Consider the following 24,223-nt stretch of genomic DNA (forward strand, 5'->3'; position numbering starts at 1 on the left):
GCGGATCAATGCCCCATCAACGAATCGATAGCGTCCGGTTTGTCGTGCACGCCAAACCGATCCACCAGCGTGGCCGTCGCCCGGTTCATACCTACAACGTCCACACTGATACCCGCCCTCCTCAGCTTGAGCACCACCTTGTCCAGCGCGGCAACCGCAGTGATGTCCCAGAAATGCGCCTCGCGCAGATCAATGGCGAGTGTTTCGACGTTTTCGCGCAGGTCGAAGGACGCCATGAAGCGCTCGGCAGAAGCAAAAAACACCTGACCGGTCACGTAATAAGTGCGGTGGCTGTGCTCGGGGTCGCGTTGCGAAGTGACGTCGAGATAACGGGCGATCTTGCTGGCAAAGAACATCGCGGCCAGCAGGGACCCCACCAGCACGCCATAGGCGAGGTTATGGGTGGCTACCACCATGATCACCGTCACGACCATCACGATATTGGTCGAGAGCGGGTACTGTTTAAGGTTGCGGATCGACTCCCAGCTGAACGTACTTATCGACACCATGATCATCACCGCCACCAGCGCCGCCATCGGAATACGCGCCAGCCAGTCGCCCAGAAACAGCATCATGATCAACAGCAGCAAGCCCGCGCTGAGGGTCGAGAGTCGTGTTCTGCCCCCCGACTTCACGTTGATCATTGATTGGCCGATCATCGCGCAACCGGCCATGCCACCGATCAGGCCACTGGCAATATTGGCAATGCCCTGCCCTCTGCACTCACGATTCCTGTCGCTGGTGGTATCGGTCAGATCGTCGACAATGGTTGCGGTCATCATCGACTCAAGCAGGCCCACCACCGCCAAAGCCGCGGAGTACGGCAGGATGATCAACAGCGTGTCGAGATTCAGCGCAACGTCCGGCCACATGAACACCGGCAGACTGTCAGGCATCGCGCCCATATCACCAACTGTTCGTACATCAAGGCCCATGTAAATGGACATTGCCGTGAGCAGCAGAATGCACACCAGCGGCGACGGCAGCAGCTTGCCCAGCAACTGCACGCACGGGAACAGATAGATAATTGCCAGGCCCGCCGCCGTCATGGCATAGACCGGCCAGGTCGCATGGGTCAGTTCCGGCAGTTGGGCCATGAAAATCAGAATCGCCAGCGCGTTCACAAAGCCGGTCACCACTGATCGTGAAACAAAGAGCATCAGCTCTCCGAGGCGCAAGTACCCGGCGATGATCTGCAACACGCCGCACAACAAAGTGGCCGCCAGCAAATACTGAAGACCGTGCTCTTTCACCAGGTTCACCATCAGCAGTGCCATCGCACCTGTGGCGGCGGAAATCATCGCCGGGCGGCCGCCCACGAAAGCAATGACCACACAGATACAGAACGAGGCGTAAAGCCCGACTTTCGGGTCTACCCCCGTGATGATGGAGAACGCGATAGCCTCTGGAATCAGGGCCAGTGCAACGACAAGCCCGGCCAGAACATCGGCCCGGACGTTGGAAAACCACGTAGCTTTGATTTTTTCGAGCATGGAAATACCTGTGTCGAGCACAGCAGGACGCGCAGCAGCGAATGCCGGACGTACGTGTGCATCGGTTTTCGAATGAGTAGTGATGGAGGTGGCGGCGACCGTAAAACGGACACAGCGACAGGCGACCGCAGTCAGTGGCAGTCAGGTGTGGCGAGGGGGCGAAGCGCTAAGGCGGCGTAGGCAGCCAGCTGGAACGGGACAAGAGTGATTCCTTCGATGGGTCGCACGACGCGATTATCATAGCCCCATCCGTTTAAGGGTTTCAAGACGCAGAGGCTAGCCCGACAGCGACACCGCGCAGCTCATATGCTTTTTCCAGGATAACTTGCTCCTGTTTGCAAGGGCTGTTTTCACTCATGATGCAGGCATTATTTGCCCCGATGCCTTCTATGAAACGCTACGAAAAATTCGCCGCCGACATTTCGGAAATGATTCGCAGCGGCGTGTTGCCAGCAGGCGAGAAAGTCCCCTCCGTCAGGGTTGCCAGTCGCACCTATTCGGTGAGCCCCGCCACCGTCTTCAAGGCGTATTACCTGCTGGAAGACAAAGGCCTGATTCAGGCTCGTGCACGCTCCGGGTATTACGTGCGCGAGCATGCTGCCAATGCGCTGACAGAGCCTGAACTGGTCAGGCACACCAGCGAAGGCACCGAGCTGGGCGTCAGCGACCTGATTTTTTCCGTGCTTGGCTCGCTCAAGAACCCGGACACCGTCCCTTTCGGCTCGGCATTTCCCAGCCCGAACCTTTACCCATTGCCGCGCCTGGCCAAGTCGATGTCTTCAGCGGTGCGGGCGATGACGCCAGCGGGCATTGTCAGCGACATGACCACCGGGAACTCTGAACTGCGCCGACAGATTGCTCTGCGCTACATGATCAGTGGCGTGCGCCTGCCCGCCGACGAACTGGTGATCACCAACGGCGCGATGGAAGGCCTGAATCTGTGCCTGCAATGCGTTACCGAGCCCGGCGACCTGGTCGCCATCGAAGCACCTGCGTTCTATGCCTGCCTTCAGGTGCTGGAGCGGCTCAAGCTAAAAGCCGTCGAAATCCCCGTGCATCCGCGTGACGGCGTGGATCTGGACTCTTTGCAGGACAGCCTGACACGCCTGCCGATCAAAGCCTGCTGGTTCATGAGCAGCTTCCAGAACCCGCTGGGCGCGAGCATGACCCAGGCGAAAAAAATCAGGCTCTACAACCTGCTGGAACGACAGCAGATCCCGCTGATCGAGGACGATGTGTACGCCGAGCTGTATTACGGCGCCAATGCACCCCATCCGGTCAAAAGCCTGGATCACAGCGGGCTGGTGATGCACTGCAGCTCGTTTTCCAAGACCCTGGCCCCCGGCTACCGTGTCGGCTGGGTGGCAGGCGGGCGTTATACCGAACAGATCAATCGGCTGAAACTGATGACCACCATTTCACCCTCTGTCCCCGCCCAGGCAGCGATTGCCGACTACCTCAAACATGGCGGCTACGACCGGCACCTGCGCAAATTGCGCGACACCCTCGAACTGCAACAGGGCGCGATGCTGGCCGCTGCCGCTCGTTATTTCCCGACAGCGACACGCGTCACCCGCCCCGCTGGCGGGTACTTTCTGTGGTTCGAATTCCCCGAGCAAGTGGACTCGCTGCAGGTGTTCCAGATGGCCCTGGCCCAAGGCATCAGCCTGGCACCCGGCCCGATCTTCTCGGCCTCGCAGCGCTTCAAGAATTGCGCACGCCTGAACTACGGCACGCCCTGGGATGAACGCAGCGAGCAGGCCATGGCGATGCTTGGACGAATCATCGCGTCGTTCTGAAGTGTTTACGTTCGGCCCACGTACAACTGATCCGTATTTTTAAGCTATTTCTGAATCTGTACCAGAATCTGCCTGCGCAGGATAATGGCCACGCATTAAAACGCGCAGGACAACCGTCATAGACCGGAACCTGCGACTCGTTACAGACAGATCGATCAGCAGGAGACGCTCATGGGCAAGCTCGGACTTTCATTGATAGGTTTTTTGTTGCTGGCGATAGCGGTGGGTTTGCTGGGGACTATTTCGCCGTATTGAGCATTGATTATCGCCGTGATACTCATCGCTCACGGTTATACACACGTCCTGATGACTATCGCGCCCATGCTGCGCATTGGCGCGAAAATCTGCTCGAAACTCGTTCAGCAGCCGATTAATTAGTCTTCCTCATATACCCTTGCCGATTTACCCGTCTAGTCTTGTCACTGCCTCAACTGGTTTATGCACCCCGCGGTTTTATAAATAGTGCTGATCCGCTGCTTCTGGAAACCGAGCAAATCATTCGCCATGCCAGACCCGGGCTGACGGCTGAAGAGCTCGCCAAAATGTTGGATCTGAGCGAGCGGACAATGCATCGACAATTCAAGAAATTAACCAATGAGTCGCCTGAAGAGCTCATTACCCGAGTGAGGATAGAAACGGCTTGCGTCCTCCTCCAGACACCGGGAGCCAGCATTAAAAAAGTGGCACTCAAGTGCGGCTACAACGAGGATACCTCGTTCCGACGGGCTTTCATTCAACTTACCGGGATGACGCCTGCGGATTACAAGCGCAGGTCTAAAGCGCAGTCCTCCGATGCGAGCGGATCAACGACGCGTTCGGTGCAGACGTAAGATTCATTTCTGGTACTGGAGGCGATTTAAAAACTACTCAAGGTGTTTTCTTTGCCAAGTCCATGAATTGTCGCGTTGCCAGTGCTCGGCGCTAAAACTAAAAAACCCGCCAGAAGGCGGGTTTTCGGTGTTTCAAAGATTTTTAAAGTCTTCTCTGAAACCTTGTCTGGCTCCACGACCTGGACTCGAACCAGGGACCCAGTGATTAACAGTCACTTGCTCTACCAACTGAGCTATCGCGGAATGAGCGCTATGTTACTGATTAGGAAAAGGAAGTCAAGCGAGGGACTGAAAAATTTTCTGCGTTGCGGCTTGCGCGATATCGGTTGTTCCTGATGACCCACGGGAGAATACCTCTAGTGCCTTGCGCGACGCTGGACGCAGCCGATCGTACTGAAGTTGGCACTTTTGTCACATCAAGAAATATCTATCCCGGTCGACACCTGAGTCAGGTAATTCCTTTCCTACGGATCAGGTATAACAAAAAAATGGCCTCGCTCAAGACAGTACAAGCTCGCTACACCGCAACCTTCGTAGGATTCATGGCGCTGGTCGTTGTTCTGACGGTTTATGGCATCGGTCAGTTCGTGTCCCCCAGGCTTACGGCCAACGATGAAAACATGCTGACCGCCAAGGCGGCAGACATCAGCGATGAGATCAAGACCGAGTTGGCGCGCGTACAGGCGCAGGCGCGGGTGATCACCGAGCTGGTGCCGCAGCTGTCCAGTGACGATATCGACCGCTTGCTGCCGTTCATGGTCAACCAGTACGGCGAAGCCAAGGTATTCGGCGGCGGGATCTGGCCTTTGCCGAACGTGCGCACGCCCGGTCGTGCCAAGCACAGCACCTTCTACCATCGCGATGCGTCGGGAAAATTGATCGTCAACACCCATTGGAACTCGCCTGAGTCGCTCAACTATTTCGAACAGGGCTGGCACAAAGGCGGCTTGAACTCCCCTGCTGGCCAATGCGCCTTGGGCGCCCGCCTATCAGGATGCCGCCAGCCCGGAACCGCGCACCAACTGCGCCATGGCCATTACCAAGGACGGACAGCCTTGGGGCGTGTCTACCATCGACGTGACGCTGGGCTTCTTCAACAAGCTGGTTGAAGCCAAAGAGCAGGAAGTCCATGGCCGGATCATGATCATTGAGGCCGATGGCAAGATTCTGTCCAACGTGCCGGGCAGCAGCGACAAGATCGTGCTGCGCAACGTCTCCGAACTGGCGGCGCAATCGCCGTTCATCAATGGCATCAAGTCGGCACTCGCCGTCAAAGGTACTGGCACCTCGCGTCTGACTTACCAGAACAGCGATGGCGAGGAGTCAACCCTGTTTCTGATGCCGGTTGCTGGAACGCCCTGGTTGCTGGCCGTTTCGCAAAACACCGATCTGCTGAAAAGCCAGAGCGAAACCGTCCTCAAGACCCTGGCCTGGCTGCAGATCCCGATGGTTCTGGTGCTGCTGGTGCTGATGATCGTTGCGTTGCGTTGCGCACGCTGATGAACCGTCTGGGCGTGCTCAAAACCAACATCGACACGCTGTCGGCCGGTGACGCCGATCTCACCCGGCGCATTGCCGTCAAAGGGCACGATGAAGTGGATCAGGTGGGTGAGTCGGTCAACAACTTCATTGCCTACCTGCAACGCATGATGCTCGACGTCAGCAGTTCCACCAGCGAGATTGCCAGCGGTATCGAACAACTGCGCAGTCAGGCGGGCGTTACCAGTGCCATTCTGATCCGCCACGCCAACGAAACCGATCAGGCCGTTACTGCGATCACCGAGATGTCCTCCACCGCGGACGAAGTGGCCCGCAGCGCGGCGCAGACCGCAAGCTTCACGCAGTCGGCCAACGAGAACGCTCAGGTATCGAAAACCGTTGTTGCGGACGCTTCTGACAGCGTGAATGCACTGATCAGCGAGGTCGATTCGGCCACCAGCAAAGTGCAGTCGATGGAGCAGGACGCCAAGCGCATCAACGCGGTGCTGGCGGTGATTGGCGAAATCGCCGGGCAGACCAACCTGCTCGCACTTAACGCCGCCATTGAAGCCGCGCGCGCCGGCGAACAGGGTCGTGGCTTTGCGGTCGTGGCCGATGAGGTGCGCGCCCTCGCCGCTCGCACCCAGGCCAGCACGTCGGAGATCAACGAAATGCTCGGCAGCCTGCAACAAGGCGTCAGCGCAGCAGTAGCCGCGATGGAAAAAACCCGCCAGAGTTGCCAGACCACGGCAGGCAAAACCACTGCCGTAACAAGCGGCCTGGACGACATGACTCGCTCGGTTCTGCAGATCAACGACCTGAGCACGCAAATCGCCACAGCGGCCGAGGAGCAAAGCGCGGTGTCAGAGGAAATCAGCCGTAACATCATTGCCGTTCGGCACATCGTCGAAGAGCTGGTCGAAGGCGGCTCCAGTAACGAACGCAGCACCGCTGCCCTTTCCGAGTCCAACACTCGCCTGATTGCGCTGGTACGGCGCTTCAAGGTCAGTTAAAACCTGTGCGGGCCTGCCGCAGCTTGCGTCAGGCCCGCTGTCTATTTGATCCGGTAGTGGAAAGTATTCTTCACCCCGGACACGGTCACTGCCCTGCCCTCGACAACCCGTGGCTGATAACGAAAGGTTTGCGCTGCGGCCAGTGACGGACGGATGAACAATGGATGGCACGCACCCTGCACTTGCGGGTTGACCACCGTGCCTTGCGGCGACACGTCGTAGACCACCGTGCAATCACCCTCGATGCCTTTGTCCAGAGCCCGTTCGGGATAGTCCGGAGCCTCCTTGCTGAGTGGCTGATACTGGCTGCTGTCAGCGGCGGCCTGCTGTTGTGCTGATTGCTGCGCCTGGCGGGCGCGCTCGGCAGACTGACGCGCCTGTTCGGCCTGACGTTGTTGCTCAACCTGCTGACGTTGCTGTTCGGCCAGCCGCTGCTGTTCCTGGCGCTTTTGCTGCTCGGCTTCGTGCAGGCGCTGAACGCTCTGTTGCTGTTCGCGCTCACGCTTTTGCTCATCAACGCGCTTGCGTGCCAACGCCGCCTGTTCGACCTGGCGCTGCGGCTCTGCCTGCGGTTTTGCAGCTTCTACCGGCTGGGTGATCGGCAGCGAGGCCGGTGCAGGTGGCGGCAGCTGAAAAGGCTCGACAACCGGCGCAGCGGCGACTGGAACCGGCTCAGGCGCTGGCGGCAAAATCACTAATTGCGTGGTCAGGGTTCTGCTCTGTGCGGGCGGTGCTTCGTGCGGGCTCCAGCCGAACATAAGACCGCCCAGCAGCACGCCATGCAATGCCAGCGCGATGGCAGCGGCCAGGCCATTGCTGCGCAGCCAGGGCCCATTCACCCATTCGCGGCGCGGCGGGTGGTAATCGAGGGCCAGGGTGTTCATTGCGGGGCCTCGGTCACCAAGCCCAATTGCGTTACGCCACTGCGTTGCAGCGCCGCCATGGCGGCGACTACCCGGCCATAATCAGCCTTGTCATCGGCACGGATGAACACTTGCGTGTCCTTGCGCTCGGCAACCAGTCGGGCAATGCGCTCCTGCATGTCTTCAAGGCTCGCAGCCTTATCGGTCTGCGCCTGAGTATCGACCGTGTCGCCCAGGTTCCAGTAGTAGCCGCCCTGCGCCTTGACGGACAGGGTCACGATGCGCTGCCGGGTATCGCTGGCGAGTGCTTCGCTGGCGACTTTGGGTAACTCGATTTTCACCCCTTGGGTCAGCATCGGTGCCGTGACCATGAAAATCACCAGCAGCACCAGCATCACGTCGATATAGGGCACGACATTCATTTCGGCTTTCGGGCCATGTTTGCGTTGCGGTTTGACCAGCATGACAAGTCCTCAGGCCGCAGCGGCCATGTTGCGGGTCAGGCCTTGCAGGGTGCGGTTCAGGCGCACCTGCAGTTCATTGCCGAAGCTGTAGTAACGGGCCGTGAGCGTCTGGCCACGCGCGGCAAAGCGGTTGTAGGCGATAACGGCAGGAATGGCGGCGAACAGGCCGATGGCCGTGGCAATCAAAGCTTCGGCAATACCCGGCGCGACCGTCGACAGTGTGGCCTGCTGCACTTGAGACAGGCCGATGAAGGAATTCATGATCCCCCAGACCGTGCCGAACAGGCCGATGTAGGGGCTGACCGAGCCAACCGTGGCGAGAAACTGCAGGCCTTTTTCCAGTTGCAGCTCCTGCTCGCTGATGGCGACCTGCAATGCGCGTTCGACGCCTGACAGCACCACGTCAGGCTCGATGCCGGGACGTGGCTTGAGTTGCACGTACTCGGCATAACCGGCGTTGAAGACGCGCTCGATACCGTCAGCGCCCTCTTGAGCCGAACGGCTTTCGGCGTACAGTGGTGCCAGCTCGGCTTCAGCGCGAAAGCGCTGCTGAAACGCATCCAGTGTCCGCTCGTAATGGCCCAGCGCAAGACTGCGCTGGATGATCAGGTACCAGCTGACCAGCGAAGCGAGTAACAGAATCAGCATCACGGCCTTGACCAGCAGGCTGGCATCGCTGATCAGGCCCCAGATAGTCATGTGTTCGAGGGTGGCGTGCATCGTGGTAGTCCTCTGTAATGGAACGAATGATTAGCACCGCTTGATGACAAACGACTTACGGCAGCTTCAAGGTTTTCACCACCTCGGCCCACGGTAAGAACTTGAAGTTCTGCGCCTGCTCGGGCATGCGTTTGCGCCCGTCCTGCACCACCAGCATGCCTTTGCTCCAAGGGCCGCCGAGGTTCATGGAGGTCACTTCGATGCCGTCGGTTTCCGAGGTACCGTCAATCCCCGCGTTCGCGTTGAGACCGACCCGAAAAGCGCCGCGCAGTGCGTAAGGCGGCTCGGCATCGACCACCACGTAGCTGTCGTTGCCCTGACTGGAGATCACCAGATAGTCGTGCTTGTCACTCTGATACAGCGCCAGCCCCTCGACATCGGCATGCACCGCCTCGCCCACCTTGATCACACTGGAAAGCGTCGCAGGCTGATCGGCGCGCGCATCGACTTCCCAGACGCCAACGTCCTCTTCACCGAGAAACAGGCGTTGACGCTGGTCATCGGCCACGCAGCCTTCCGGCTGGGTGTCGACCTTGAAGCGGCGTACCAGCTCGCCTTTTGCCTTACCGTCGGACGCGCTGAGCCGATACTGGAGAAAGCTGCCGTCTTTACCGTTGGCGAAGGCGTATAGCTCGCCACTGGCAGGTTTGAACAGGCAGACGCCATAGATTTCCGCCAATGGTGTGGGGATCTCTCCCGCTTCACGAATGACGCCGCTGGTCCGGTCGATGCTGAACAGGCTCAGGCTGTTGTGATCCCGGTTACTGGCTACCGCCAGATCGACATTCTTCTTGCCGAGCATGAAGCCTGGGCGTAGATCGACGTTGTTCAGGCGGCCTACCGGTAATTCCTGCAGCTGCTTGCCAGTCAGGTCATAAGCCAGCAGGCCCTGCTTTTTGTTGGTGCCCAACACGCGACTGAGCGCCGGATTTTTCGGGTGGACCCAAATGGCCGGGTCGTCGGCGGCGTCACCCTGACGCCCGACCGGCTGGCTCTGACTCGCCGCCATGACAGTCGGCAACGGCTTGGCGTTATTCACCGGTTTGGGCGACCAGCTCAGTTCCCCCTGATACAGGCGCTCGCCGTCATTGTCGTTAACCAACACCTGCAAGCTGTTCTTGCTCTCACGCACAGAAAGCCCTTCCGGCTTTTTCAGGCTCATCAGCGACAGATCGGCCACCGGCGTCCAGCTCTCCAGCGAATCCTGCTGCTGATAGAGATGCAACGCCTTGCCTTTCGGGTCCAGCGCCAGCAAACCGCCCGGAACAATGGCCATTGCCCCCGCCGCCTGTTTCAAATCGCCAAACGGTTCGCGCAGAGCCACAGGCTGACGCGCGACCTCAGCCTCGGGGTGCGCCGAATAAGCCCACCAACCGATGTTTTGTTCATTGACGAACAACCTGTGCGCAGCGTCATCGACCTGACAAAACTCGGCTTTGGGTGGTAGCGGCAGGTTGCGCACCAGGCGTGGCGCGTCGTTCAGTCGATTATCTGCGCCAATCAGCCATTGTTCGCCCTTGCCCTCCTCGCCCACCAGAAACACAAACAGGTTGCTGGCGTCATCGCGGTACAGGCACAGACCGGCCACTGAATAATCGCGTGCGGGCAGATATACCGGCTTTGACCAGTGTGCTCCGGTCGGATCGAGCTGGGTCAGCATGGCCTGCTGGCGGGCATTATCCAGCGTTGCAATGAGCACACTTGAGCCTTTAGTACGGCTGTCGAGCCCTTGGAACGACCCCGGCATTTTCGCCAGCTCGCGGCCCTGCTCATCCAGCAGCAACAGACCGGCCTTGACGCTCGCGGCCAGGCGGCGGGTGCCGTCACTGCCCGGCAGAAAGCTCGCCGATTGAGCCTTGAACGAAGCATTTTCAGCCCAGCGTGTCAGGTTCAGGTCCATCGGCGGCGAAGCGTGCGCAGCCCCGACCGCAAGACAAAGCAGTAGCGCCAGGCACGCTGGCTTGGGTGATAACGAAATGATCATGAACGGTTGAATCCTTTGAATGAGCGCGTCAGGTCGATCAGAAGTGAGTGAAGGTCAGGCCGACTTTGTAGGTCGGGCCGTATTCTTCGTACTGGCCGTTGTAGGCGCGATGACCGCTGTAGACGAAATACGGCTGATCGGTGAGGTTCTGCGCCTCGAAGCTGACCTTGAGGTTCTTGGTCAGTGAATAGCGGGCGCTGAAATCGACGAAAGTCTGCGCATCCACGTACTGGTCGTGGTCCTTGTCGCCGATCGACGCCAACTCGTAGAGATAGGCCGATTTGTAGTTGGCGGACAGACGCAGACTCAGCTTGTCGTTCTCCCAGCCGAGCATGACGTTACCGACGGTTTTCGACTGGCTGGGCAGGTCGATGTCGCGCTTGCGGTTGGTGCCGGTGCTCTGGTCGAAACCGTTGATGCTGGCGTCGGAACGGCTCAACGTGGCGTTGGCGCCCAGCAGCAGACCGTTCCATGGCGATGGCAGCCAGTCGAGCTTTTGCGAATAGGCCAGCTCCAGGCCATAGAGCTTGGCCTTGTCGCCGTTGGCGTAGGTGTTGGCTTCGGAGAAGTTCGCCCACTGCCCGGTGCCCGCCAGGTCGGTGTTGTAGACGAAATTCTGGATGTCCTTGTAGAACACGAACGCCGACACCGTCCCCGCTCGGCCCATGAAGTGTTCGATGCCCAGGTCAAGGTTGCTCGACTCCAGCGGCTTCAGATTCGGGTTACCGAAAGAGGCTTCGTCATCGTCGATCACAAAGCCCGGCGCCAGTTGCCCGAACGTCGGGCGCACCACGGTTTTGGTCCAGGCGGCGCGCAACTGGGTTCTCTTGTCGATCTGATAACGGGCATGCAGACCTGGTAACCAGTGGTGATAGCGGCGGTTGGTGGTACTGGACTCGAATGCCCCATCGCGCACGCCAGTTCCTTTGGCGTCCATCTCCGTGCCCTCGTAACGTAGACCGGCGATGAAGCGCCATTTATCGACATCCAGCGTATTCATGAAGTAACCGGCATTGATGTCTTCGTTGATCTTGAAGTCATTGGCCCGGCTTTCCGACGCGTCGTAGGCGTCGGCGGCGTTCAGGCCGCCGATCAGGCCCTTGACCGCAGTGGGACTGATACCGCTGCCGAAATTGCCCAGTCGATAGTCGATGGTGCCTTTCTGGAACTGTGTCAGGTTGAGTTGCTGATCGCTGAAACCCTGATCATCGAAATCGTCGTATTTCCAGACTTCCAGATCGTTGCTTTTGTCGCGTCGGCTGACCTTGCCGCCAAACTTGAACTGCGAGGCATAGCCCTTGAAGTCGTAATCGCGGGCCAGGTCGAGGCGCACGTTCTTCTCGGTGTCTTTGGTGTACTGCTTTTCCCGGTCGACCTTGTCCAGAGTAAAGTTCGAATTGTCGTAGAACGAGGGATCGACGATGGGCCTTGGCTTGTCGCGGTCGTAGAAACCGGTGTCGGCAAAATCATCGTTGCCCACGAATGTGGCCCCGGCAATATGGCTAGGGCTGTCTTCACTGGACTCGCTGTAACCGGCCTGGCCGCTGAGCGTCCACAGGCCGACCATACGTTCGCCACCGAACACGTAGGACTGGATTTCCTGAGTTTCGGTGCGCGCCTTGAGCTTGCGCGTGCCCTCGGCATCGCCGGTCTGCCCTGCGCTCTGGGCATTGGCAAATTCGAAACCGTTGGTGGTGCGCACCTCATCATCCTTGAAACGGCTGTACAGGGTGCGCAGGTAGTATTTGCTGAGGTCATCGGGTTTGTAATCGAAGTTAAGACCACCCCCGGTGCGCTCGCGGCTGATGTCGTAGTCGCGTTGTTCAAACGATTGCAGTCGCGAGCCGTCCCAGTCTCCGCCGGTCTCGACGTTGTCGGAGCCGAAATCACGCTTCTGCCAGCTCAGTGCTGCCGCCACACCGAAGTTGTCGATGCCGTCGCCAAGGCTGAAACGATTGCTCGCCGCGCCAGAAAACTTGGGGCTGGTCTGGTGGGTGTTCTTGTCGTAGCTGGCTTCGCTGCTGCCGGTGTAGAACAGCCCTTTGTGGTCGAAGGCAGAGAGGCTTTCGACATCGACTGTACCGCCCAGCGAGTTGGCGTCCATGTCCGGGGTCAGGGTTTTGATCACTGACAGTGACTGCACCAGTTCGGCAGGCAGCACATCCAGCGCTACGGCGCGTCGGCCACTTTCCGGGGCAGGCACCAGCGTGCCGTTGATGGTCACGCTGTTGAGGTCAGGCGCCAGTCCCCTGACGGTGACAAAGCGCCCCTCGCCCTGATCGCGCTCGACGCTGACGCCCGGCATGCGTTGCACTGCTTCGGCGACGTTCTGGTCCGGTAACTGCGCAACACCGTCGGCATGCACCACGCTCTTGATGTTGTCGGAGCTGCGTTGCTCCTTGAGCGCGTTGTCGATACTCGCCGCCTGCCCGACCACTTGCACGTGCTCGGTGGTATCGGCTTCGGCCGCCTGTAAACGTTCGCTGGCAATGGCAAATGCCAGCGCGCTGAGTGTGAAGCCGACCAGTTGAGCCCTGCTGCGACGCCTGTGCATGTTAAGTCCTCCCCCATAATCCCGACAGGCCAGGCAAATGACCCGGCAACTGGAGGCGCAAGCTAGAGCCGCGCAGTGACGGTTCTGTGACAGGTAACGGGCGCAGGGGCTGGAAACAGCGGGTTTGAGGGTGATTTGGCAGGCAAATGAGCTGATTTGACTTTCAGGCGGGGCTGGCCGGAATCAAAAGCCGATGTGCGTATGACTCTCTTTCCAACGCTCTGCGTTGGAATGGAGTTCGTGACGCTCCGCGTCGCCAGTGCCACCGTGATCGAGAAGCACGTATGGCGACCTCCTGCAGACGCATCATGACATTGTGCTGCTCCGGAGACTTGTGACGCAAAGCGTCACGAACCGCATGCGTTTGGCAGGCGAACCAGCCGGGTGGCAGTCAGGCGCGTAGAAAAAACCTGCAACACACGTGAGCTGATTCGACCTTTAGCGGTCCGCGTTACCCGTCACCGAAGTGTCATGTACATCTGTTCTGCTGGCCGATAACCAGCAGCTCGGGAGCCGTCTTTTCATGTTCAGGATCATCCAACCCCATCGCTGGAAACTCGCTGCGCTGATGGTCGCTTCCAACCTGGGCCTGCTGGCCTTTCTGGCATTTGGCAACGTCAAACAGGTCAGCGAATGGCAATGGCTGGACATCGTCGGCGAAGGCGGCTCCGCGCTGCTGTCGCTGGTCTGGCTGTTTCTGGTGTTCAAGAGCCGACCAGCCGGTCGGGTCACCAATTACCTGTCGACAGGCCTCAGCTGTGTGTTCTTTTCCTGGTGGATCGACGCGCTGGACGAGTTCATTCGCCTGCCCAGCCACATCCAGTGGGGTCACTGGCTGGAATCCGGACCGATGCCAATCGGCCTTATCCTGCTGACCCTCGGTATCTATCACTGGCATCGCGAGCAACTGGCGATCAGCGCTCAGATGGAAAAGCGCGAGCGTGGCTTTCGTGAGCATCGGCTTTACGACAAGCTCACACCGCTGGGCAGCGCCGACTATCTGAAACGCCAACTGGTCGTCAGCCTTGAAGAAAGCCTCTGCCAGCAGCAACCGTTGTCGCTGCTGGTACTGGATGTGGATGACTTCAGCGCGATCAATAACGCATTCGGTCATGCCGAGGGCGATGAGGTTCTATCGGCGCTCAGCCATCTGCTGGTACTCAATTTGCGCCGCCAGGACCTGCTCTGCCGTCTGGCGGGCGACCGGTTTGTGGTGTTGTTGCCCAATACCGGAGAGAGTCAGGCGAAACTGCTGGCGCTGGAGCTGCAACAGGCGGTTGCCAGCCTGGCGCACAAGACTCGGCAACAAGGTGAACGCATTCAACTGTCGGCCAGCGTGGCGGTGGTCATGGCCCTCAATGAAACGCCGGACAACCTGCTGCGCCGCCTCAACCTGTCGCTGGCCCGCGCCCGACGTCCCCTGACCCGTACTGCCTGAGCGACTGCCGTGACTCTCAAAAGTGACTGGTACGAAGCCGACAGCCGCTTCATCCCCGGCCATTACCAGCCGGCTACGCTGATTGATCTGGCCTTGTCGCGCGGGATCGACAGCCATCGCCTGCTCAAAGGCACAGGCCTGTTCTACGAAGACATCGTTGCGGGCAAGACGCGGCTCAGTGCGCAGCAATTCTTCGTTCTGATCGGTAACGCGCAACGCCAGATGGAAGCCGACGACACCAGTTTCCTGTTCGGCCAGCGACTGTTTCCCGGCCATTACGGCGCCGCAAGCCATGCGCTGCGTCATGCGCAAAACCTGCATCAGGCGCTGGAAATCCTGATCCACCAGCATGCGCTGCTCAGCCCGCTGCTGACGCCGCGTCTGGAGCTGGATGAGCATTTTGCCTACCTTTACTGGCTGGACAGTTGCGGCGCTGGCGAATGAACTGCCCCCCAAAAGTTGGACGGTTTTAGCTTGCCGCCTGAGCCCTGTATTTTACGGGGCTTTGGCCGTTGAGCTTCAGCTTGATGCGGTCATGGTTGTAGTAGTGGATGTACTCATCCAGACCTGCTTTCAACTCATCGATGCTTTCAAACTGTTTCAGGTAGAAAAACTCGGATTTCAGTGTACCGAAAAAGCTTTCCATTGCCGCATTGTCCAGGCAGTTGCCCTTACGGGACATGCTTTGTTTGACGCCTCGTACCGATAGCTTATGGCGATACTGCGCGTGTTGATACTGCCAGCCCTGGTCCGAGTGCATCACAAGCTTCGGCTCGTCCTGCAACTGCTGAAGCGCCTTGTCCAGCATGCTGGTGACCAGCTCAAAGCTCGGCCTTGTCGACACTTCATACGCCACGATTTCACCGTTGTACAAGTCCATCACGGGTGAGAGATACAGCTTTCGATTGCCTACCTTGAACTCAGTCACATCGGTCACCCACTTCTGGTTCGGGCGTTGCGCGCTGAAATTGCGCTCCAGCAAATTCGGCGCAATGGTTCCGATTACGCCCTTATAGGAGCGGTATTTTTTGGGGCGCACCACTGATCGCAGGCCCAGTTCTGCCATCAGTCGTTCTACAACCTTCTTGTTGACCAAAATACCTGCAGTGCGAATGACCGCCGTGATACGCCGAGCGCCATAAAGGCCTTTCTCCTCGTGGTAAATGCTTTCGACTAACTGTTTCAAAGCAGCATAGGGATCGGGTCTGGATTGCACCTGAACCTGATAGTAAAACGTGCTGCGTGCCAAGCCCGCCAGCCTCAGCAGAGCGCAAAGCGGGAACCGGCCCCTCAGTTGCTTGATGCTCAGGGCTTTTTCGGTTGCCGTCGTTTCTGCTCCTTCAGCTCTTCCAACTTTTTTAGGTAAGCGTTCTCCATGCGCAGATATTCAAGCTCGCTCATCAACTGGTCGCGCGTCTTCTGCGTATCGTCGGCGGTTACTGGTTTGGCGGGATAAGGCTTCTTTGGCATGGCGACAGGCTTTCTTCTGGCAGGAACATACGGGGCTGTACCGCTACTGTAATGCCGCTTTTCCCAAATGACTATTTGGCCGGGATCCCCGATACCAAAATGCGCAGCGGCCTGACGGAGCGATAGCTTGTGTTCACGCCTGTGCTCAAGCACTGAGCGCTTGAAAGCTTCGCTGTATCGAAGACCAGGCTTGCGATGGCCGGTGTGACCATGACTCTTGTAGTTAGCGACCCAGCGTCGAAGCAGGCTGAAATCGATCGAGAACTGGCGGGCTACCATACGAAAGCCCATGTTGTCTTCAAGATACGCTTTGACGACAGTGAGCTTGAACTGCTCTGAATACTTACCCATTTGAACACCCCCGTGAGGTCGGATTGGTGTCCAACTTCTTGGGGGCAGTTCACTGGAGCGTGAGGAACGAGAGGTGTCTGGCAGAAACTCCGCAGATTATCGTGCCGACGCTCCGCGTCGACATGCAGCTCTGGACGCTCTGCGTCCTCTTTAGAGCATGCGGTGCGGCGCAGATTTGTGCCGTGGAGCGTCACTCAAGGCATCACCACACTGGAGCATGAGGAACGATAGGTGTCTGGCAGAAACTCCGCGTCCGGCCCTGAATCGCTCAGTCGCTGTACAGCGCCTGAGCGCGACGCAGGCGCATGCGGCTGCCGTTGAGGTGCAGGTACATCGCCGAGCGCGCTGCGTCGACGTTGCCTTCGGCGATGGCGTTGTAGATTTGCCGATGTTCGGTGTTGATTCCGGCCAGGTAGGCGTTGCGATCGCTCTGCCCTGTGTAGGCCGAGTTCATCCGCGTGCGGGGAATCAGCTTGGTGCCCAGATGTTTCATGATATCGATCAGGTACGCATTGCCAGACGCCTTGGCGATCTTGAGGTGAAATTGAAAATCGGCATTGATGGTGGTTCCGGATTTCTGCGGGCCTTCGAGCAGCGCATCGAACGCCCGCTTGAGCTCAAGCAACGCTTCAGGGCTGCGTCGCTGCGCAGCCAGCCCTGCTGCCTCGACTTCCAGGCTCAAGCGAAACTCCAGCAGGTTCAGCACATCGGACAAGGTGGCGATGGTCGCAGGCCCTACCGAAAAACCTTCAGGCGGTGGCATGTCTAGAACAAAGGTGCCGACACCATGCCGGGTTTCCACCAGCCCGGCGGCCTGCATCCGCGACAGCGCATCGCGCACCACCGTGCGGCTGACACCCTCGGCTTCCATGATGTGGATCTCGGAAGGCAATTTCTCGCCGCGCACCAGCACACCGTCACGCATGCGCTGGGCGAAGCGGTCGACAAGGGTTTCTGCCAGGCGTCGATGGTTCTTTTGCGAGGAAAGCGCGTTGTCCGACATTGCAGCCTCAGTTCTGTCCGATACGCGAGTATAGGCTGCGATCACCACACAAAACACGCCTTGAGTACGGTTATACTCAGCCACCCGACACGGACCCGATCACCCGCCATGGAACAACCTTCCACATCAAAAGGCCGTCGCTCCAGTCTGACTCAGCAACTGGTCGCCGAGTTTTCGCGCAGAATTCGCGAAGGCGAGATCCAGAGCGGTGAAAAGCTTCCTACCGAACAGGTGATCATCCGTGAAACCGGGGTCAGCCGCACCGTGGTTCGTGAAGCGATGTCGCGCCTGCAAGCCGAAGGTCTGGTCGAAACCCGGCATGGCATCGGCACCTTCGTAGTCGATGCCGCGCAGCCAGGGCATTTCCAGCAGATTGAATCGCCAATCGGTACATCCGGCGACGCGGTATCCATCATCGAGCTGCGCCTGAGCATCGAGCCGGAATCCGCCGCGCTCGCGGCTCAACGCCGCACGCCCGAACAACTGGATGCCATCCGTCAGGCACTCGATGAGCTGCATCGCTGTGCGCGCCTGGGGCACGACACCATGAAGGCCGATTTCGAGTTTCACCGGCAGATATCACTGTGCACAGCCAATAGCTTCTTTACCGACGTGATGAGCCAGCTCGGCAGCAGCATCCTGCCCCGCACCCGCAGCGGCTTCGGCAATATCACGTCGTTGCACGCAGAGGACGACCCAGGCATCCAGCAACGCGAACAGGAGACCATCTTCGACGCCATTGTCCATCAGGATCGGGATGCCGCCCGAGCCGCGATGCGTCTGCATCTGATCAACAGTCTGCTGCGCCTGCGCGCAAAGGATTAGCCACTAAAACGCTTATCGTTTACCATGCCGCCCGTCGGTTTCCGAGAGGAACTAACAGGGAATTCGCACGCTTTGTCTGCACAAGGCCAAAACGAAACTGCCCCCGCAACTGTAGGCATCGAGCCTGCTCCATGACTGCCACTGGATTCAGCTCCGGGAAGGCCGGAGCCTGGCGATGACATGCCAGTCAGGAGACCTGCCGACCTGCTTCAATCCACTAACCGGCGGGGTGTCCGGGAAGGACATCCGCACGCGGCAGCATTTCCCGTCGTGCCCGGTCATTTGCCGGGGATGTGTTTCCTGATGTGCATTGCGCCTTGGCACCTGCTCCAACGGAGACCGCATTTCATGTCGCTGCCCCGCCTTGCCGTACTTGCCGCCAGCCTGACGCTGTCCACCCTGACCCTCGCCGCGCCTACTCAGTATCCGCTGACCCTCGAAAACTGTGGTTCGACCCTGACGTTCGCACATGCGCCGACCAAGGCAGTGACCATTGGCCAGGCCGGTACTGAAATGCTCTACGAACTAGGCCTGGGCGACCGGCTGGTGGGCACTTCGCTGTGGTTCAACAACGTGTTACCACGCTTCAAGGCGCAGAACGACAAGGTAGAACGTCTGGCCGACAACGACCCAAGCTTTGAATCGGTGATTGGCAAACGTCCGGAACTGGTGGCGGTGCAGCTGGAGTGGATGGTCGGCAAACAGGGCGTGGTCGGCACACGCGAGCAGTTCCATGACCTGAAAATACCCACTTACATTCTGCCGTCCGATTGCGAAGGCAAAGACAATCTGGTCGGTGCCGACGGCACACGCCTGGAGCCGTTCCGCATCGAGACCATCTACAAGAGCATCGAGCAACTGGCGCAGATTTTCGACGTACAGGACCGCGGTGACACGCTGGTCGCCGACCTCAAGGCCCGCCTGAGCGCGGCGATTGCCAACGTCAAACAGAACAAGGCGAACGACGTCTCGGCGCTGTTCTGGTTTTCCAGTTCCGACCTCGCCAGCGACCCGTTCGTGGCAGGCCGCAAAGGCATCCCGGACTTCATGCTCAACAGCCTGGGCATGCGTAATATCGTCAAGTCCGACGAGGAATGGCCGACAGTGGGCTGGGAGACCATTGCCAAGGCCAACCCAAGCATTCTGGTGATTGCACGCATGGATCGCCGCCGCTTCCCGGCCGACGACTACCTGAAAAAGATCGAATTCCTCAAGAGCGACCCGGTGACGCGCAACATGGACGCAGTCAAGCATGACCGGATCGTGATCATCGACGCCGAAGGCATGCAGGCTGGCCTGCGCCTGTTTACCGGGTTCGAGGAACTTGCTGACGCCGCCAACCGTTTCAACGCTGCACAATGAGATTACAGGTAGCACTGGGCCATGTGCTCTGGGTCTCGGCAGTGCTGGTGCTGGCAATCATGGTCGGTGCAGCGATTGGCGAAACCTCGATCAGCCTGAAGGTGGTTTTTCAGGTGCTGGCCAACAAACTCTGGGCTGCCGGCTATGTGCTCGACCCTATCGACGAAGGCATCGTCTGGAACTACCGGCTGACCCGCGCCATTGTCGCGGCAGCCTGCGGGGCCGGGCTGGCGATCTGTGGCGTGGTGTTGCAATCCTTGTTGCGCAACCCGCTGGCAGACCCATATCTGCTGGGAATTTCCGCCGGAGCCTCGACCGGCGCGGTGCTGGTCGCCATTCTGGGCTTCGGCGCGGGGGCTATTTCGATGTCGGCAGGCGCTTTTGCCGGGGCCGTGGCGGCGTTTTCGCTGGTCGCCCTGCTGGCGCACTCGTCGCGAGGCACCACAGCAGCCGGGCAGATCATTCTGGCCGGAATCGCCGGTTCACAGCTGTTCAATGCCCTGACGTCGTTTCTGATCACCAAATCCGCCAGCTCCGAACAGGCACGCGGCATCATGTTCTGGCTGCTGGGCAACCTCAGCGGCGTACGCTGGCACTCGGTCTGGCTGGCAGTGCCGACGGTGCTGGTCGGTCTGCTGGTGTGCCTCTGGCACCGGCGAGCGCTGGACGCGTTCACTTTCGGCAGCGACTCGGCGGCGTCACTGGGGATTGCCGTGCGGCGCGTGCAGATCATCCTGATCGCGACCGCAGCCCTGGTCACCGCAGTGATGGTATCGATCGTCGGCTCCATCGGTTTTGTCGGGCTGGTGATCCCGCACGCGGTGCGTATGCTGATCGGTGTGCGCCACGCACGGCTGGTGCCGTTGAGTGCATTGAGCGGCGCGCTGTTTCTGATCGCTGCCGACATCCTCTCGCGCACGCTGATCAAGGGCCAGGCGCTGCCGATTGGCGTCATTACCGCACTGATCGGCGCACCGGTCTTCGCTTTGATTCTTATCCGGGGAAATAGCACGCGATGAACGCCTTTCCTCATCTGGTCAACGCACCGGTGCTGGGCTGCTCCGGGCTGGGTTATTCGGTTCGTGGCACTGCGTTGCTGCGCGACGTCGACTTGAGCATCGCAGCCGGCGAGACACTGGCCGTGGTCGGCCCTAACGGTTCGGGAAAATCCACCCTGCTGAAACTATTGGCCGGTATTCAGAAACCGGTCTGCGGCACGGTCAGACTGGGCGGGCAACCACTTGAGGCAATGAGCCGCAGAGACGTGGCGCGCTTGCTGGCGGTGGTCGAACAACAAGCGGAAACCAGCGATGCCGTGACGGTTCTGGATGCCGTCGAGCTAGGCCGCACGCCCTGGCTGTCGGCACTCGAGCCGTGGAGTGCTAACGATGACGCAATCGTTCGCCAGGCGTTGCAGAATGTGGACATGCTGCACATGCAGAAACGTGCCTGGCACACCTTGTCCGGTGGCGAGCGGCAGCGCGTGCACATCGCCAGGGCACTGGCGCAACGACCCAGGATCCTTCTGCTGGACGAACCGACCAATCACCTGGATATCCAGCACCAACTGACCATTCTCGGTCTGGTCAGGGCTTTGCCGGTAACCACTGTGATAGCCCTGCACGATCTGAATCAGGCGCTGGATTGCGACCGCGTGGCGGTCATGGAGAAAGGCCGGCTGGTCGCACTGGGGGCGCCGGTCGAGGTGCTGACCCCGGAACGCCTGCTGAGCACCTTCGGCGTCGTGGCGCACTGGCTGACCGACCCTTTCGACGGCGCGAAAATCCTGCGTTTGCGCTCACACTGAAGACGCGCCGATGGTCAGCCGGTCACCTGGCGCATGCTTCAACAGGTGCGCCGCGCGGCCTGTAGCACTACAATGCGCGCTTTGCACGCCGCAGGATCCCGTTGCCATGTCGTTACCCAAACACCACCTGGAATTGCTCAGCCCTGCACGGGATGTGACCATCGCCCGTGAAGCCATCCTGCATGGTGCCGATGCGGTGTATATCGGCGGGCCGAGCTTTGGTGCGCGGCACAACGCCTGCAACGAGGTCAGCGACATTGCCGAGCTGGTCAAATTCGCGCACCGCTACCACGCGCGGATCTTTACCACCATCAACACCATCCTCCATGACGACGAGCTGGAGCCCGCGCGCAAGCTGATTCACCAGCTTTACGACGCCGGCGTGGACGCGTTGATCGTGCAGGACCTCGGGGTGATGGAGATGGACATTCCGCCCATCGAGCTGCACGCCAGCACGCAAACCGATATTCGCACCCTGAGCCGGGCGAAGTTTCTCGATCAGGCCGGTTTCTCGCAGTTGGTGCTGGCCCGGGAACTGAATCTGCAGGAAATCCGCGCAATCGCCGATGAAACCGATGCGGCCATCGAATTCTTCATCCACGGCGCCCTGTGCGTGGCGTTCTCCGGGCAGTGCAATATTTCCCACGCGCAAAACGGCCGCAGTGCCAACCGCGGCGACTGCTCGCAGGCTTGCCGCCTGCCGTACACGCTCAAGGATGATCAGGGCCGCGTCGTTGCCTTCGAAAAGCATCTGTTGTCGATGAAAGACAACAACCAGAGCGCCAACCTGCGCGATCTGGTGGACGCAGGCGTGCGCTCGTTCAAGATTGAAGGTCGCTACAAGGACGCAGGCTACGTCAAAAATATCACCGCCTATTACCGCCAGCGTCTGGACGAGATTCTCGAAGACCGTCCGGACCTCGCCCGCGCTTCCAGCGGCCGTACCGCACACTTCTTCGTGCCTGACCCGGAAAAGACCTTTCATCGCGGCAGCACCGACTATTTCGTCAGTGACCGCAAGATCGACATCGGTGCTTTCGATACGCCGACGTTTACCGGTCTGGCAGTCGGCACCGTCGAAAAACTCGGCAAGCGTGACCTGATCGCTGTGACCCATGAGCCGCTGTCCAACGGTGACGGTCTTAACGTGCAGATCAAGCGTGAAGTGGTGGGCTTCCGTGCCAATATCGCCGAGCTCAAAGGCGAGTTCGAAGAAGACGGCCAGAAGCGCTGGCGCTACCGTGTAGAACCCAACGAGATGCCTGCGGCCCTTTCCCGTGTGCGCCCCAACCATCCGTTGAATCGCAACCTGGACCACAACTGGCAGCAGGCGCTGCTCAAGACCTCGGTCGAGCGCCGCATCGGCATTCAGTGGCAGGTTACCCTTCGTGAAGACCACCTGCGCCTGGAAGCCATCAGTGAAGAAGGTGTGAGCGTCGCGGTAAACCTTGACGGCCCGTTCGGCGCAGCCAACAAGCCCGAGCAGGCGCTGGATCAACTGCGTGACCTGCTCACTCAGCTGGGCACCACGATCTACCATGCTCAGGATGTCAGGCTCGACGCGCCACAGGCGTTCTTCGTGCCCAACTCGCAGCTCAAGACCCTGCGTCGCGATGCCATCGAGGCGCTGACCGAAGCGCGCATCGAGGCGCATCCACGCGGTGGCCGCAAGGCGGAGACGACCCCGCCACCGGTGTACCCGGAGTCGCATCTGTCTTTTCTGGCCAACGTCTACAACCAGAAGGCTCGCGACTTCTATCATCGCCACGGCGTACAGCTGATCGACGCGGCCTACGAGGCCCACGAAGAGACCGGCGAAGTGCCCGTGATGATCACCAAGCATTGCCTGCGCTTCTCGTTCAACCTGTGCCCGAAACAGGCCAAAGGTGTGACGGGCGTGCGCACCAAGGTCGCGCCGATGCAACTGGTGCACGGTGATGAAGTGTTGACCCTCAAGTTCGATTGCAAGCCTTGCGAAATGCACGTGATCGGCAAGATGAAAGGTCACATTCTCGACTTGCCGCTCCCCGGCAGCGCGGCGGCCAAATCGGTGGTCGGCCATATCACACCGGAAGACCTGCTCAAGACTGCGCGTCAGCGTTCCACTCGCTGATCGGTATGAGGGGGGGTTGGCGCCCTGCCAGCCCCTTGCGTCTTCTGACAAAGCAATCTTAAAGAACGCGCTCCATATGGGTGGTATTCCACACCGGGTCGTTTTCCACATCGGTCACAGCAAAACCCTGTTTCTCCCAGAAACGGATCGCGCCGGGCAGAAACGGATGGGTATGCAGGTACAAAACCTCTATGCCACCTGCCTCGGCATGCGCCCAGAGCGCCTGACATAAACGGCTGGCCAGCCCGTCGCCGCGAAACTCCGGCGTGACGAACAGGCGCACGATCTCAACGGTTCTGCGCCCGCGATAATCGAGCTGCAGGAAACGATGATCGAACGGCAGGTAGCCCACAGCCGCGATGATCTGCCCTTCACTGCGGGCGATCAGAAACTTGCCGTCCTCCCCGCCCAGATACACCTGCTCGAAACCGGCCAGATCGGGCGGAACGGTGACGGTGTCGAGCAAGGGAAAGATCCCGGCACGTGCACGCATGACGAAATCGACGGTGTGCGGGATCTCGGAGGGGTGTACCTCAGTAATAGTGATGTTCATGAGCACGGACTTATTGGGGGAATTGCAGGGTGATACAAATGTTACGCCAGAGATGGGCCTTTGGACGCACGGCTTGACTATAGAGCAGGCGGCGCGGCGCAG

General features: G+C 59.5%; 20 protein-coding genes, 1 tRNA gene, 2 pseudogenes and 1 riboswitch. Of the genes and pseudogenes, 13 read left to right on the forward strand and 10 right to left on the reverse strand.

All coding sequences use genetic code 11. From position 1 onward, the window contains the following. Window positions 1-5 precede the first annotated feature (5 nt). Window positions 6-1,493: a SulP family inorganic anion transporter gene (locus AC4ANE_RS16270; protein ID WP_031596665.1), complete on the reverse strand. Its 1,488-nt coding sequence runs from the start codon at window positions 1,491-1,493 to the stop codon at window positions 6-8. 389 nt (window positions 1,494-1,882) lie between these two features. Between AC4ANE_RS16270 and mapR the strand changes: the two genes are divergently transcribed. Together mapR and AC4ANE_RS16280 are read left to right on the forward strand one after the other, a co-directional pair. Continuing rightward, window positions 1,883-3,292, forward strand: a complete 1,410-nt coding sequence (gene mapR, locus AC4ANE_RS16275; RefSeq protein ID WP_460408405.1) for a GntR family transcriptional regulator MpaR — start codon at window positions 1,883-1,885, stop codon at window positions 3,290-3,292. A 416-nt stretch (window positions 3,293-3,708) separates the two neighbouring features. Continuing rightward, window positions 3,709-4,122 carry a helix-turn-helix domain-containing protein gene (locus AC4ANE_RS16280; RefSeq protein ID WP_080718939.1) on the forward strand — a complete coding sequence of 138 codons (414 nt, stop codon included), beginning with the start codon at window positions 3,709-3,711 and terminating at the stop codon, window positions 4,120-4,122. A 167-nt stretch (window positions 4,123-4,289) separates the two neighbouring features. Here AC4ANE_RS16280 and AC4ANE_RS16285 read toward each other — a convergent pair. Beyond that, window positions 4,290-4,365: transfer RNA gene (locus tag AC4ANE_RS16285), tRNA-Asn, on the reverse strand. A 245-nt stretch (window positions 4,366-4,610) separates the two neighbouring features. Here AC4ANE_RS16285 and AC4ANE_RS16290 point away from each other — a divergent pair. The 4 genes and pseudogenes from AC4ANE_RS16290 to AC4ANE_RS16305 all read left to right on the forward strand — a co-directional run bounded on the left by AC4ANE_RS16290 (window position 4,611) and on the right by AC4ANE_RS16305 (window position 6,614). Then, on the forward strand, window positions 4,611-5,231 hold the full coding sequence (locus tag AC4ANE_RS16290) for a hypothetical protein (RefSeq protein WP_404940500.1): 621 nt from the start codon (window positions 4,611-4,613) through the stop codon (window positions 5,229-5,231). After that, window positions 5,185-5,622, forward strand: coding sequence for a hypothetical protein (locus tag AC4ANE_RS16295; protein ID WP_489981739.1), 438 nt, complete (start codon window positions 5,185-5,187; stop codon window positions 5,620-5,622). The genes AC4ANE_RS16290 and AC4ANE_RS16295 overlap by 47 nt, the downstream gene beginning before the upstream one ends. Next, a pseudogene (locus AC4ANE_RS16300) lies at window positions 5,622-5,705 on the forward strand (hypothetical protein); the annotation flags it as partial. The gene AC4ANE_RS16295 and the pseudogene AC4ANE_RS16300, both read left to right, overlap by 1 nt. Before the next feature lie 201 nt (window positions 5,706-5,906). Beyond that, the gene (locus AC4ANE_RS16305) at window positions 5,907-6,614 is read left to right on the forward strand and encodes a methyl-accepting chemotaxis protein (protein ID WP_460409000.1); all 708 of its coding nucleotides are present in this window, start codon (window positions 5,907-5,909) and stop codon (window positions 6,612-6,614) included. Window positions 6,615-6,655: 41 nt separating this feature from the next. On the opposite strand, the gene AC4ANE_RS16310 is transcribed toward AC4ANE_RS16305, so the two are convergent. The 5 genes from AC4ANE_RS16310 to AC4ANE_RS16330 are packed head-to-tail and all read right to left on the reverse strand — an operon-like array spanning window position 6,656 to window position 13,199. After that, window positions 6,656-7,498, reverse strand: a complete 843-nt coding sequence (locus tag AC4ANE_RS16310; protein ID WP_031596673.1) for an energy transducer TonB — start codon at window positions 7,496-7,498, stop codon at window positions 6,656-6,658. Beyond that, on the reverse strand, window positions 7,495-7,941 hold the full coding sequence (gene tolR, locus AC4ANE_RS16315; protein ID WP_031596674.1) for a protein TolR: 447 nt from the start codon (window positions 7,939-7,941) through the stop codon (window positions 7,495-7,497). The genes AC4ANE_RS16310 and tolR overlap by 4 nt, the downstream gene beginning before the upstream one ends. 9 nt (window positions 7,942-7,950) lie before the next feature. Continuing rightward, complete coding sequence (gene tolQ, locus AC4ANE_RS16320) at window positions 7,951-8,661, reverse strand: protein TolQ (protein ID WP_004658021.1); 711 nt, start codon at window positions 8,659-8,661, stop codon at window positions 7,951-7,953. A 55-nt stretch (window positions 8,662-8,716) separates the two neighbouring features. Beyond that, a complete protein-coding gene (locus tag AC4ANE_RS16325) occupies window positions 8,717-10,645 on the reverse strand; it encodes a phytase (protein ID WP_460408407.1) in 1,929 nt (642 codons plus the stop codon). Between the two features lie 37 nt (window positions 10,646-10,682). Further along, the gene (locus AC4ANE_RS16330) at window positions 10,683-13,199 is read right to left on the reverse strand and encodes a TonB-dependent receptor (RefSeq protein ID WP_031596676.1); all 2,517 of its coding nucleotides are present in this window, start codon (window positions 13,197-13,199) and stop codon (window positions 10,683-10,685) included. 523 nt (window positions 13,200-13,722) lie between these two features. Here AC4ANE_RS16330 and AC4ANE_RS16335 point away from each other — a divergent pair. Both AC4ANE_RS16335 and AC4ANE_RS16340 read left to right on the forward strand, forming a co-directional pair. Then, the gene (locus AC4ANE_RS16335) at window positions 13,723-14,637 is read left to right on the forward strand and encodes a GGDEF domain-containing protein (protein WP_044320273.1); all 915 of its coding nucleotides are present in this window, start codon (window positions 13,723-13,725) and stop codon (window positions 14,635-14,637) included. Window positions 14,638-14,646: 9 nt separating this feature from the next. Next, window positions 14,647-15,078 (forward strand): annotated as a pseudogene (locus tag AC4ANE_RS16340) (AraC family transcriptional regulator ligand-binding domain-containing protein); the annotation flags it as partial. Between the two features lie 28 nt (window positions 15,079-15,106). Here AC4ANE_RS16340 and AC4ANE_RS16345 read toward each other — a convergent pair. Both AC4ANE_RS16345 and AC4ANE_RS16350 read right to left on the reverse strand, forming a co-directional pair. Next, window positions 15,107-16,458, reverse strand: a protein-coding gene (locus AC4ANE_RS16345; protein ID WP_095077641.1) for an IS3 family transposase whose coding sequence is annotated in 2 segments (ribosomal slippage) — window positions 15,107-15,999 and window positions 15,999-16,458 — 1,353 coding nt in all. Because the reading frame shifts where the segments join, the coding sequence is not laid out codon by codon here. 268 nt (window positions 16,459-16,726) lie between these two features. Beyond that, a complete protein-coding gene (locus AC4ANE_RS16350) occupies window positions 16,727-17,461 on the reverse strand; it encodes a FadR/GntR family transcriptional regulator (protein WP_460408409.1) in 735 nt (244 codons plus the stop codon). A 108-nt stretch (window positions 17,462-17,569) separates the two neighbouring features. Between AC4ANE_RS16350 and AC4ANE_RS16355 the strand changes: the two genes are divergently transcribed. From AC4ANE_RS16355 to AC4ANE_RS16375, 5 genes are all read left to right on the forward strand, one after another. Next, complete coding sequence (locus tag AC4ANE_RS16355; RefSeq protein ID WP_031594936.1) at window positions 17,570-18,286, forward strand: FadR/GntR family transcriptional regulator; 717 nt, start codon at window positions 17,570-17,572, stop codon at window positions 18,284-18,286. Window positions 18,287-18,304: 18 nt separating this feature from the next. Further along, window positions 18,305-18,504, forward strand: a riboswitch (cobalamin riboswitch). Between the two features lie 130 nt (window positions 18,505-18,634). After that, entirely contained in the window at window positions 18,635-19,648 is a 1,014-nt protein-coding gene (locus tag AC4ANE_RS16360; RefSeq protein WP_002553909.1) for an ABC transporter substrate-binding protein, read from the forward strand. Continuing rightward, the gene (locus tag AC4ANE_RS16365; RefSeq protein WP_002553910.1) at window positions 19,645-20,667 is read left to right on the forward strand and encodes a FecCD family ABC transporter permease; all 1,023 of its coding nucleotides are present in this window, start codon (window positions 19,645-19,647) and stop codon (window positions 20,665-20,667) included. The genes AC4ANE_RS16360 and AC4ANE_RS16365 overlap by 4 nt, the downstream gene beginning before the upstream one ends. Further along, complete coding sequence (locus AC4ANE_RS16370; RefSeq protein WP_002553911.1) at window positions 20,664-21,455, forward strand: ABC transporter ATP-binding protein; 792 nt, start codon at window positions 20,664-20,666, stop codon at window positions 21,453-21,455. Before AC4ANE_RS16365 ends, AC4ANE_RS16370 begins: the two co-directional genes overlap by 4 nt. A gap of 106 nt (window positions 21,456-21,561) precedes the next feature. Next, window positions 21,562-23,568 carry a peptidase U32 family protein gene (locus AC4ANE_RS16375; RefSeq protein WP_002553912.1) on the forward strand — a complete coding sequence of 669 codons (2,007 nt, stop codon included), beginning with the start codon at window positions 21,562-21,564 and terminating at the stop codon, window positions 23,566-23,568. Between the two features lie 58 nt (window positions 23,569-23,626). Here AC4ANE_RS16375 and AC4ANE_RS16380 read toward each other — a convergent pair whose 3' ends face one another. Next, on the reverse strand, window positions 23,627-24,121 hold the full coding sequence (locus AC4ANE_RS16380; RefSeq protein ID WP_002553913.1) for a GNAT family N-acetyltransferase: 495 nt from the start codon (window positions 24,119-24,121) through the stop codon (window positions 23,627-23,629). Between the last annotated feature and the right edge of the window lie 102 nt (window positions 24,122-24,223).

It is taken from the genome of Pseudomonas sp. Pme6b (assembly GCF_058129925.1).